5 protein-coding genes are annotated in these 12,804 nt (G+C 52.5%); 3 read left to right on the top strand and 2 right to left on the bottom strand.

The genetic code is table 11. The features are described 5' to 3' along the window. Positions 1-79 precede the first annotated feature (79 nt). Entirely contained in the window at positions 80-1,666 is a 1,587-nt protein-coding gene (locus L6468_RS07880) for a mannitol dehydrogenase family protein (RefSeq protein ID WP_237792851.1), read from the bottom strand. A 19-nt stretch (positions 1,667-1,685) separates the two neighbouring features. Continuing rightward, positions 1,686-2,864, bottom strand: coding sequence for a helix-turn-helix transcriptional regulator (locus tag L6468_RS07875; protein WP_237792850.1), 1,179 nt, complete (start codon positions 2,862-2,864; stop codon positions 1,686-1,688). Between the two features lie 378 nt (positions 2,865-3,242). On the opposite strand from L6468_RS07875, the gene L6468_RS07870 reads away from it, so the two are divergent. The 3 genes from L6468_RS07870 to L6468_RS07860 all read left to right on the top strand — a co-directional run bounded on the left by L6468_RS07870 (position 3,243) and on the right by L6468_RS07860 (position 12,687). Then, positions 3,243-7,679 (top strand): hypothetical protein, encoded by a 4,437-nt coding sequence (locus L6468_RS07870; RefSeq protein ID WP_237792849.1) that lies wholly within the window; start codon positions 3,243-3,245, stop codon positions 7,677-7,679. Between the two features lie 133 nt (positions 7,680-7,812). Continuing rightward, entirely contained in the window at positions 7,813-7,992 is a 180-nt protein-coding gene (locus L6468_RS07865; protein WP_237792848.1) for a hypothetical protein, read from the top strand. Between the two features lie 294 nt (positions 7,993-8,286). Next, entirely contained in the window at positions 8,287-12,687 is a 4,401-nt protein-coding gene (locus L6468_RS07860) for an InlB B-repeat-containing protein (protein WP_237792847.1), read from the top strand. The last annotated feature ends 117 nt before the right edge of the window (positions 12,688-12,804 follow it).

Raw genomic sequence — 12,804 nt, 5'->3', positions numbered from 1 at the left:
GATAACGAATAATACGTAATAACAAGAACGGCGTACCCATTTGAGTACGTCGTTCTTGTTATATATAAGGTCAAAACTCTTATCTTGCTGATACGTACTTGTGCAGTGTCTTACGAACGGCACCCTTGCCGGCATACAGTTCCTTCACCATACCCTCTATCTGCTCGCCCAGACCAGCCTCGTAGAGATCCAGTCCAAACACATCCTTGCGGCTGTAGAGCGTCTTCAGGCAGCTCCAGTCCTGATCGGCCTTGCCAATCTCCAGCGGAGCCACGATAGCCTGCAGCTCTGCCAGCATGGGGTCGGGCGACGGCTCAAAGCTGGTCAGGTCGTCCTTCAGTCCCTTCAGGTAGCGGGCATATCCGGCCAGCGTCAGCGGAATCAGCACCAGGTTGCTCTTGTCCAGTCCGCGGGCAATATACTTCTTCAGCGTCTCACCAAAGCGGATAGGCAACTTCTGTGACGTGTCGCAGGCAATACGCTGAGGCGCATCCGGCATGAAGGGGTTGGGCAGACGGCGGTTGATCACGGCACCGATAAACTCATACGGATTCAGCACACCCGGATCCACTACCACGGGCATCGCCTCGATATAACCAATCTTCTGGATAAAGGCACGCAGGTCCTCATCCTTCATCTCCGCAGAAATCAGCGTGTAGTCCAGCATGCAGCCATAAATACTCATAGCCGTGTGGAGCGGGTTCAGACAGGTAGTCACCTTCATCGTCTCCACCTTGTCTACCGTGTCGCGTGTGGTATAGAGCGCACCGCCCAGGTCGAGTGGGGGACGACCGTTGGTATAGTTGTCCTCGATGACCAGATACTGCACCTCCTCGGCATTCACAAAAGGTGCCGTGAATGTGTGCTTCTCCGTCTCGATATAGTTGTTGTCCTCAAATCCGTCGGCAGCCAGCAGCTCCTTCACCTTCTCGTGCGGACGTGGCGTAATCTTGTCAATCATAGACCAGGGGAACGTCACCTTCTTCTCGTCCTTCAGGTAAGCCAGGAAGGCAGCAGGCACCAGTCCGTCGCTGACCCAGCGCTCAGCATAGGCCATCACGCCAGCCTTCACCTTGTCGCCATTGTGCGAGCAGTTGTCCATGCTCTGCACGGTGAGAGGCAGCTGTCCGGCGTTGAATCGCTCCAGCAGCAGGGCGCACACCTTACCCATGGCGAATACGGGCTTCAGTCCGCGGGCCAGGTCGGCCTCGTTGTAGGTGTATCCCTTCTCCGTGATGGTGAATGAGATCATCTGCAATGACGGGTTACGGAAAATCTCCACCAGTCGGTTCCAATCCTCAAACTGGGGGTCGGCCTTCAGGGCCTCTGTCACGCTGGCAATCACTTTCTTCTCTATCGAACCGTCAGAGCAGAGGTTCACGCAGAGCGACAGGTTCTGGTAGGGAGCGTATGCCTTGTCGATCACCTCGAAGTCGAAGGTCTCTGCCACGATGACGCCACGGTCGTATTTACCCGTGTTCAACGCGTCGTTCAGGATAGCGGCGGGAAATGCACGGAAAATGTTGCCACCACCGAAGTGTACCCATGTGGGCTCCTTGGCCGTCTTCTCGCGAAGGGCCTTGATGTCAAACTTAGGAAGCTCGTAGCCCTTGGCTTCCCATTCTGCGGCATTCAACTGGCCGCTCAGTATGTCGTTCAGTTTCATAATATATATAAAAATGATTTTAATTATTCTGTTGGAACTTGGCCGGCGTGGTGCCCGTATACTGCTGGAACACCTGGTGGAAGTATTTCCTGTCGTTAAAGCCGCAGTAGTCGGCCACGCTCTCCACCGACCAGTCGCGATGCTCTATCAGCACGCGCTGTGCCTCCTTGATGCGCAGGCTGCTCACCAGTCCTGCCAGTTTTTTGTATTCCGACTGCCTGAGCCATTCCTGCAACTGTTTCTGTGGTACCCCCATCTGGCGTGCCACGATGCTCAGCGTCAGGTTGTGCTCCCGGTAGTGACCGCTGGCTATCCAGCGGTCAAGGGTAGAGTGAATAGTGAAAAGTGAAAAATTTGCTGCCGCTGCAGAGTCTTCGTTGCTTTCATCTGCGGTAGCAAATTTTTCAATATTCCTTTCTTCCCTTCCATCCGCGGTAGCAAATTTTTCACTTTTCACTATTCCCTCTTCCCTTATAGACTCTTCCACTCTCTCCACGTCCTTACTCACCCCGTAGGTATACAGGCTGATGGTAGAGTAGGAGATTATAAAGAAGAAACTGATGGAGAAGAGCACCAGTGGGGCGCCCTGCATAAAGATGACCAGCGGCACCAGGAATACCATCAGCGCCATGGTCTTCATGCTCAGTCCCATCCAGCCAAACAGGTCGCGGCGACTGCGGTCGTAGTATTCATCTACCGCCGTCTCCAGTCGCATGTAGGCCTTATACTGCATGGAGAAGATATAGGTCTGCATCACCACGTAGAGCACCGAACTCACATATTCCGCTATGCGCAGCGCCATCGACTCCTCCCTGAAGGGCACGCCGTCCAGCACTGCCGTACCTATTAATATACCGGCCGACAGGGCGTAGATGCTGCTGCCTATGAGCCACTCCTTCCAGCTCACCTTTCCCTGACGCTGCATGTAGAGGATAGACATACTGCAGAGCAGCGACGACGGGGTGAAGAACAGCAGGTTGCAACATACCGCCTGTGTGACGCCCATCTGTCGGAATCCGAAGGCATGTTGCAGCAGGAATTGCAGCGCTATGAGTCCCGTGCCTCCTGCCATCATCCAGCGTGCCTTGGCAAAACTGATGCGACGGGTGGAGCGCCCCGGAGCACATATCACTAGCATCACCGACAATACCGTCATTGTCAGCATACCGCTAATCTGCATTTCTCCTGTTGTAATCATATAGTTTTAAATTGACCGCAAAATTAAACAAAATCTTTGTAAGATCCGACAAAAAGACAACAAAAATGTCTAAAAAACGCATTTTTTAGACACCTTACCCCTGTTTTTCTGACACCAAAGGCGTTTTTTGGACACCCATTATCACAGATAATTCCTATTTTTGCATCGTCATAATAAAAATTTACTCACCCATTAACCATAATCATCAGCATGCATGAGTTCCTTTCATTGCCATTATGGCTTAGCATACCGCTCGCGGCGATCTACATCGGCCTCGTGGGGTATGTTGTGTATATCCTATGGCAGATACGGCAGCATGACTAACCTAATCATCATCCCTCAATAGCAAAAAATAACCATTATAAATAATAACAAACAATGAAAAATCTAAGAACTATTTTCCTCAACCGAATCCTCGCCCTGGTGCTGACGATAGTGGCACTCGTGACGGGGCAAGAGGCGTGGGCCGAGAGTTCGTGGACTGTCACGAATAGCAACGGCAGTAGCAACACGTTTACCATCAAGCGTAGTGAGAAGGGCTACGCGCAGACTGTGCACTTCCGTACCATCAGCCTCAGTGCCTACGCAGGTCAGCACTTCACGGCGGTGAACATGGACTACACCTTCCCTGCCAACGAAGACGAGAAGACCGTCACCGTCACAGAGCTCACCCCCAGTGGATCCTACAAGTACCAGAATGGTACCACCAACCGTAAATACCGCTTCGAGGTGACTGACCGCGCTGGTTTTATTTTGGCAAGTGCCGACCGCACCATGACCAACGGCACAAGCATCAACAGTAGCGATGCTTTTGCCGAGAAGAGTGTCACTGTGCAGAGCGCAGAGTTCAAGGTCACAGACAAAGGCTATTCCGATGCTACAAATCCCGCACGGAGTGTTAGTTCAAGTGGCTACTACAGCTTGGCTGCTCCCAAAGAGTACCTCGTCTCAGCCGGTGCTGAGTTGCACATGACTCTTGGTCTTGACGTGAAGGAGGTCGATGATGGCTATCAGCATTTGCAGATTCTGGTCGACAATACTAGCACCTGCGATGGCGGTAATAAAAATGGGGAACCGGGCACGCCCAGCCTCTCCCGCTATATGGTGAGTTTCGCACACGATCCGGGCGACAAAAATACTACATATGCCAGTTATACCTTCCCCCTCACCACGGCCTCAGACAACTGTGGTCTTATAAATAATGCTTGGAGCAACGGTGTGACCAATAAGCTCTATAATCAGAAGTTCTACTCAGGCTGCCGTGCAAGTGATGGAAAACTCATATTGCCGACAAATTTCAGTACGCTGGTAGTCCGTTTTGATGCCAGTGGAGACAATGACGATAACTGGTATGCTAAGAACGTCAAGGCCCATATCCAGGCCGTGGATGCCACCGCACCTACCAAGCTTGCCGTCAGCGTTGCTCCCGGCCGCCACTCCAAAGGCAATACCGTTTATGTGAGCGTGGCGTTCAGCGAGATTGTGACCGTATCGGGCACACCTACGCTGACTACCACTGCCGATAATAAATGGGGCAACCTGACGTATGTGGCTGGCTCCGGTACCAACGTGCTCACCTTCAGCACCACCATCCCGCAGAATGCTACTGGCGACCTCAATATCACCGGCATTAGCGGTACAATTCAGGACTTGGCAGGCAATAGCCTGAGCGGTGGCGTCACCGCCAGCAGCATCTGCACCCTCGATAACGACTTTGCCTACACCATTGACGATTTCCAGAAAGACGGTGACAACTACCTTATTAAGACGCACGAAGACCTGATTGGTCTGGCTGGCTATGTTAACGGCGGTGGAGCCACAACGGGCAAAACCTTCCTGCAGGTGGCCAACATCGCCTTTGCCCACACCACCAACTGGAACAATGCCAACAGCACTGAGAACAACTATACCGCCATCGGCTATTACAAGGCCTCCTATGACCAAAAGAACTTTGAAGGCACCTATGACGGCGGCGGCCACACCATCAGTGGCATCCGCATCTACAGGAACAATAATACCGATAGTGACAACTACCAGGGCCTCTTCGGCCATGTCAAATCCAATGGCGCTATCCGCAATGTCAACCTCTCTGACACCCGCATCACTGGTAGGAGCACAGTTGGTGGCATCGTGGGCTACAACATGGGCACCGTGGAGGACTGTACGGTAGCTGCCAATGTCTGCATTCACCAAATATATAGCGGCAGTATCCACGGTGGCGTCGTCGGCTACAACTTGGGAAGCGTGAAACGTTGCATCAGCAGCGCCCACCTCACCGTCAAGAACGGCATATCAACCTCTGGCTACGGCGGCATTGTGGGTCGCAACGAAAATGCCATCACCGACTGCATTGCCACCGATGTCGTAATCCCCGATGTCAACGCCCGCGGCGCCATCGTTGGTGTCTTATACAACAACGGCACCCTCACCCGCAACTATTACCATGACTGTAAGGTGGCCAGCAACAGCGTGACCCCCTCCGGCGTAGGCCAGGGCACTGCTGACAGTAAGACCACTAGCGACGTTGACGGTGCTCAGCCTCTCTGGGCCATCACTCTGCCGAATCATGCCTCAGTGGTGCGCACGGGTACTGCGCTCCCTGGCACTGACAATGCCACCTACGACAACGGTGCTGATATCAATGGTGTGCCTTACGCCAAGGGTCTGTCGGTGGTCAACCTTTCTTACGATCCCGCTACAATCACCGAAGGCTATGATGTCCTGCTTTCTGTCAAGAAGACTTCAGACAACACGGCTGTAAAGTTCACCGATAATGGAGACTACACCTACAGAATTTCCATGATGCCCACTGCCGACATCACCGTCAGCGCCACCGAGATACCCGTCATTGCCTATATCGATGCCGACGGCAACCCGCAGAGCTACGCCTGCACACCCATCGTGGAAGGCACTACTAGCTATCAAACCCTTGGTAGAACCGAGGGATGGTATGTGGTGAACAGTGATGTGACCATCAGCGGTACCCAGGGCGTCAAGTTCCTAGACCAGCAGGTGAACATCATTCTCTGCGACGGCACCACGCTCACCAGCAATGCCACGACGACTGGATGTGATGGCATTGATGCCAACAATGGCTCCCTGGCCATTTACGGACAAAGTCTGGGTACGGGCAGCATCGTGGCCACAGCCAGCGACTATTCTGCCATCAGCTCCAAGACCAGTATAAACCTGAACGGCGGAATTATCAGCGGCATCACAAATAGCGGATATGCCGCCATCACAAACAGTATCAGTAGTGGTGGTAGTATTACCATCCGCCGAGGCAACGTCACCGCAACGGGCTCAACCTTTGGCATCCGTGATCTTGGTAAAAGTAGTGGCATCGTCATTCTTGGAGGCACCGTCAACGCTACCGCTCACAGCACCAGCGGCATTGGCCTCTATAGCGCGTATCGCAACATCAGTATCTTGGGCGGCAATGTCACCGCCACCGTCATCAAAGCCGGAGGCTACGACGCCACTGGCACCATTACCCTCGGCTATACCACTGTCGACGACCGCATCACTGCCAGCAGCTATGCTTGCGCTACCCTCACTATTGCTGACGGCCAGACGCTTACCGATGGCTACTCTGCCAATACATACACCGGTACCCTCACCGACGAGCAGAAGGTTGCCATTGCAGGCAAGACGATGATGAAGGCTCTGGGCGACGTCAGCTACATCGATGAGAACGGTGAAACTCAGACCTGCAGCAATTACCAAATCCTCTCCAATGGCGTTTTTATCTCGGATAACATAATTGGCAACACACTGCTGGACACCTGGTACGTAGCCAGCGGCAATTATACTTTCAATGCTACTTATCTCCAAACTTACGGACGCGTACATATTATATTATGCGACGGCGCCAGCTTTACCGTCAACGGTAGAGGTAGCTATGGTATTTATGCCTTTAATAAACTCTGCATCTACGGCCAGAGTCAGGACACCGGCACGCTTACGGTCAATGTAGCTGATGAGAAGGGTAAGGCTTTATATGTTGATTACGGCAACCTCGTTGTAAACGGTGGCGTCATCAATGCGAATGGCGGCGATTATGCCATCTATCTCAACAATGGCAGCATGACAGTGAATGGCGGCACCTTCAATTGCACGGCCAACGTACGTTTTGTTCATGTAAATGGTGATATGATGATGGGATCTGTCCTGCTTGCCCACCATTTCCCTGTTGCCGATTGTACCGGCACGAAAAGAGTCAAGTTGACCATGAACAGCATTGGCATCATGAGCTTTTCTTGTTTGGAAAGTCTCGACTTTACCAACGTCAGCGGTCTGAGTGCCTACGTGGCCCTGAGCGATGCTGATGACAAAGGCAATATCACGCTGACACGCACTTATAAGCCCAAGAGCTTGACGGGTATGGTGCTCTGCGGCGAGCCCTCTACCACCTATGTTGTGCCCACGATCAATAGTAACATGCAGAATTACCAGAACAACCGACTCCATCATGTGATAGACGCTATGGAGATTGACAAGACCGACGGTTATTGGACTCACTATATCCTGGCAAAGAAGAACGGCAATGTGGGCTTCTATCCGCTCAGCGGCAAAGGCACCCTGAAACCCTACAGCGCCTACCTGCAGTTGCACATAGACCCCATCAAGTCACGTGGCCTTGTGCTCAACTTCAGCGACGACGAGACAACTTCGTTAAAGGAAAAGGGTATAGTGAAGAGTGAAGAATTTGCTACCGCTGCTGAGTGGTACACGCTCGATGGTGTGAAGCTCAGCGGGAAGCCGACCAAGAAGGGCCTGTATATCCATGGAGGCAAAAAGGTCGTAGTTCGCTAAGGAGTAGTCTACGGACTCTTGGGACTAAAGGGACAGTGGCAGCGCCAGCGCCGCCTCGGCGGCAAAGTCCAAAAAGTCCTTAAAGTCCGTAGAATAAAAAAAGTAGAATATAAATAATAGTAATTATAGGATTATGAAAAAGATATATATTCAGCCAGAGACCACGGTAGTGAGAATCACCCAGACTCAGTTGCTAATGGCTAGCGATCCCAAAGGCGGCGGTCTGACTCTCACCCTTGACATAAACGAAAAAGAAGAGGCCGATGCCGACGAACAGCTGTCGCGCGCGTTCTCATGGGACGACGAGGACTAGCAGCTCCTTACAACCCCTTCAACGGCTCCCGAAGCACATCCGCCTCAGGAGCCGTTATTTTATTGTTTTGTATAGAGAGGTACCAGTCCCCGGCATCATTTTTGGTGATTTCATCGGTTTAGGTGTTAGAATTCGCGGAATTTTAACACCTAATTCTTGAATTTCTAACACCTACTCCGAATTTTAAACACCTTATTTCATAAGAAATGTGTACCTTTGCAGCCGTTTAGATACTTTCGTGTCCCTAAGGGCACGCTTCGGCCATAGAAAATAAACATTAAAAATATATCAAACATGAGACAAAAACCATTTAGATTGTTTTCAAGGGCGGCCCTCGCGCTGCTCATGATGCTGCTCACGACCACCACGGCGTGGGCAACGATTACGGGTAGCGGCACGCAGCAAGACCCTTACATCATCCACAACGCGAGCGACTGGAACACTGCTGGTCAGGACTCGAAGTATTACTACAATGACGGCAACCATGTGTATATTGAGTTGGATGCCGACATTGACTTCAACTGGAGCACTTTTAATCGTTTCGGTCAGAATCCCCAAGAGTCAACGCCTGGTTCCTGCTACATACACTTCGACGGTAAGGGGCACACCATCCAGAACATCAGCATGAACAGGGGAAGCAACAACTTCGCAGCCCCCTTCGGAAATCTAGCTACAGGGAGTACCATCAGCAATCTCACCGTGGCCAACAGTAAATTCACCGCTGACAGATGGGTGGCAGGTATCACCTGTAAAAACTCGGGTACCATCAGCAACTGCCATGTGGAAAGTACCGTCACACTCACGGCGAACACAACCAGTACCAGTGAGTATTGTGGAGGTATCACTGCCCAGAATGGAGGCAACACCAGTTCTGGCACCGATATCGGCACTATCACCAACTGCACCGTGGGAGCAAAGTTTGTTTTGGTTAACCGTCAAAACGAAGCACACTTCGGTGGCATCGTGGGCTATAACTACGGGGCGTCGCCCGTGAGCGGCAGCCTCTGCTATAGCACCGACGTCACATCCAGTCTCAGCTATTTCAAAATCCTCATAGGATGTTCTAACGGCAGCGATAATGTTGTCACCAACAATTACTACCGTCCCGTAGGCGATTACGGTCATGGCGCCCCCGAAGCCAGCACCACCCTTGTGCGTGCCGTTAGCGGCATTCCCAGCGGTGTTACCAGTGCTGCTCTCTGCGTCAGTCATGGTGACTACGGCTACTTCGCTGCCAACTCTACCATCACGCTGACGGCTCCTGCCTACAAGGCCTTCAACAATGACTTCAGTGCCAGCGGAACGGGCTCCAGTTACACCCTGTCCGGCAACAAGACAAGCGCCACGGTGACCATTGCCTCTGCCGATGTCACCATCAATGCATCGCTGCGCAACTTCACCTATACCGTCACCTTCAAGGGTAACGGCTCTACGAGTGGCAGCATGAGCCCGCAAGGCTTTGAATACAGCATAGCACAGAACCTCACCGACTGCGCCTTCAACCGCACGGGCTACACCTTTGCAGGCTGGGCAACGTCGGCCAATGGCAACGTGCTTTACTCTGACGGAGAGAGCGTCAGCAACCTCGTCACTACCGACGGCGGTACGTTGGACCTCTACGCTAAGTGGACGGCCAACGAGTATACCGTGACACTCGATGGTCAGAGCGCCACCACTGCCGGTACTACTGAGGTCACCGCCACCTACGACGCAGCGATGCCCGCCATCACCGTGCCTTCACGGACGGGCTACACCTTTGGTGGCTACTACACAGCAACCGATGGCGGCGGCACCAAGTACTATAATGCCGACGGCACGAGTGCAACTGCATGGAACATTGCTGAAGCCACCACGCTCTATGCCAAGTGGACGCCTATCACATACTCCGTAGCATTCGACGGCAATGGCAATACAGGAGGAAGTATGGATGCGCAGAACTTTACCTACGACGCTGCTCAGAACCTTACCGCCAACGCATTTACCCGCACAGGCTATTCCTTCGCCGGTTGGGCAAAGTCAGCTAATAGTGATGTGGTTTACGCCGACGGCGAGAACGTCAATAACCTCACTACTACTGACGGCGGCACGGTGACGCTCTATGCTAAGTGGACGATTAACGAGTACACGATTTCATTCGATACCAACAGCGGAACACCAGCCACCATCGATGCTATTACACAGGACTACGGCACCGACATCATTGCACCTGCCGACCCTTCGCGCGTGGGCTACGACTTCGCGGGCTGGAGTCCGGCACTGCCTGCAACAATGCCTGCCGATAACATCACGCATACGGCGCAGTGGACCCCCATCACTTACAATATCACCTACGACCTTGATGGCGGCAGCGTGGCCACAGCCAACCCCACCACTTATAACATAGAGACCGAGACCTTTACGCTGAACAACCCCACGCTGAGCGACCCATTGCGTCCGGGCTACAACTTCGTTGGCTGGACGGGCAGCAACGGCATAGCGCCTGAAACCACCATCACCATTGCCCAGGGTTCGATGGGCGATAAGAGCTATACGGCCAACTGGTCGGAATACCAATACGCCATCACCATCAATCTGAATGGCGGCGCATTTGATCCCTTGGTGACAGTCCCCACTGGCTACAACGAGTCGAATGAAGATTTCGAAATCACATACACCCCTTCTCGTGATGGTTATAGTTTCAATGGTTGGGAGGTTACTGACACTGACATCCCTACAAATGATATTACCATCCCCGCAGGCTCTACGGGCAACCGTTCGTACAAAGCCACATGGATAACTAAAAATTATTGGATATCTTACGATCTGAATGGCGGTACAAACGCCGCTGGCAACCCCGACAAATATAACATTGAGACAGCGACCTTCACCATCAATCCTCCCACCCGCGAAGGCTACACCTTTGTAGGATGGACAGGATGGATATATGACACGCCGCAGACCACCATCACCGTACCCACTGGCACAATGGTCAATATGACCCTCACGGCCATATGGAGTAAGGATTTCTCTTTCGTTTGGAGTGAGGGATCGGGAACCGAGAATGACCCCTATATCATCAGCAGCCCCACCGACCTCGACCAGCTGGCAACGATAGTCAACGCTGGCGAGCCCTTCTACGGCTACTATTTCAAGCTGGACCGTGACATTACCTATACTGGCGGCAGCGCCACCGAGAGCAACTATACCGCCATAGGTAAAGCCGAGGGGACATCAGGTATCGAATGGGATTTCAACTTTTTCAAAGGCACATTCGATGGCGATGGTCATACCATCAGCGGCATCCGCATATATCGTGATGGCACAGGCGATGACGCTCACTGTCAAGGTCTCTTCGGATGTATTTCGGGAGCAACGATTAAGAATGTTACTTTGACAGATGCTGTCATCACTGGTTATAAGTTTGTTGGTGGCATTGCAGGCTACTATAACGGTGGCACCATTGAGAACTGCCACGTAACCAATAGCGTCACCATCAACACAGAACAAGAGGGTTCAGACTATCATGGCGGTATCGCAGGTGGTCCCTATGCCATAGGAACTGGGGTGACCGTCAGCCATTGCACCAGCGCCGTCCAGCTCAGCATCGACGCTAATGTGGATGCCACTACCTGCAATTACTATGGCGGTATTGCTGGCAAAGCGATTGGCAATATAAATAACTGCCTCGCAGTCGGTGCCACTGTGCCCGCCGTCGGCCAGTACTATGGTGCTATCGGAAGCACAACCGCCAAAGCACTATACGTAGAGGGTGCATTATTCGCTGCCAATTTCAATGGCTACATTAATAGCAACTTCTACGCCAACTGCACGGTCGGCGGTGTGGCCAATGCCACCAACGTGGGCTTCGGCTACGAGTATGAGAATTGGGATGAAAACATCGAATATATAAAGGACTCAGGTGTACGCACTACTGACTGGGCTCCGAATAACGGTGCAGTGAGTGCTGTTTCTCTGGCTAACAACGCGGACAATAGCACCCAAATCACTGCTCTCAATGGTCAGACCACTCCCGTCATCCTCTCTGGCCGCACGCTCTACAAGGACGGCTACTGGAACACGCTGGTGCTGCCGTTCGCTATCAGCGACTTCACGGGCACACCGCTGGAAGACGCTACGGTGAAGGAACTGCTGACGACATCGAACCTCGACAACAACGGCACGCTGAAGCTGAACTTCAGCGATGCCCTGACGGCCATCGAGGCTGGTAAGCCGTATATCGTGAAGTGGAGCAAGGATGCTGGATATGATGCCAATCCGAGCAACTATGACCTCGTGAACCCTGTGTTCACCGGCGTTACCATCGACAACAGCAACCGCGACGTGAACTTCACGGGCGGCTCGTTCAAGGGCACCTACGCTCCGCTGGAGATTACCGATGCCAACCGCAGCAAAGTGCTGCTGCTGTCTGGCAACAATAAGCTGGGCTATGCCAAGACGGACCGCACTATCGCTAACAAAAAGGCACTGGGCACCTGCCGCGCATACTTCTATTTCTCTGACAGCCAGACCGCCCGCAGCTTTGTGATGAACTTCGGCGACGACGACACAACTTTGTTAAGGGAAAAGGGTATAGTGAAGAGTGAAGAATTTGCTACCGCTGCTGAGTGGTACACGCTCGATGGTGTGAAGCTCAGCGGGAAGCCGACCAAGAAGGGGCTGTATATCGTGAATGGCAAAAAGAAATTTGTTCGCTAAGGAGTGATAAAGGTCTACGGACTCTTGGGACTAAAAGGACAGTGGCAGCGCCAGCGCCGCCTTGGCGGCAAGGTCCAAAAAGTCCTTGAAGTCCGTAGACAAAATAAATCCGTAGAA

The organism is Prevotella communis (assembly GCF_022024115.1).
In the GTDB taxonomy this organism is placed as follows: domain Bacteria; phylum Bacteroidota; class Bacteroidia; order Bacteroidales; family Bacteroidaceae; genus Prevotella; species Prevotella communis.
This window is presented reverse-complemented; position numbering and strand designations above follow the sequence as displayed.

What these genes read in the sequence shown, in the direction of transcription:
- L6468_RS07880 (WP_237792851.1), bottom strand. Translation starts at nt 1,666, where the DNA reads ATGAAACTGAACGACATACTGAGCGGCCAGTTGAATGCCGCAGAATGG.
- L6468_RS07875 (WP_237792850.1), bottom strand. Translation starts at nt 2,864, where the DNA reads ATGATTACAACAGGAGAAATGCAGATTAGCGGTATGCTGACAATGACG.
- L6468_RS07870 (WP_237792849.1), top strand. Translation starts at nt 3,243, where the DNA reads ATGAAAAATCTAAGAACTATTTTCCTCAACCGAATCCTCGCCCTGGTG.
- L6468_RS07865 (WP_237792848.1), top strand. Translation starts at nt 7,813, where the DNA reads ATGAAAAAGATATATATTCAGCCAGAGACCACGGTAGTGAGAATCACC.
- L6468_RS07860 (WP_237792847.1), top strand. Translation starts at nt 8,287, where the DNA reads ATGAGACAAAAACCATTTAGATTGTTTTCAAGGGCGGCCCTCGCGCTG.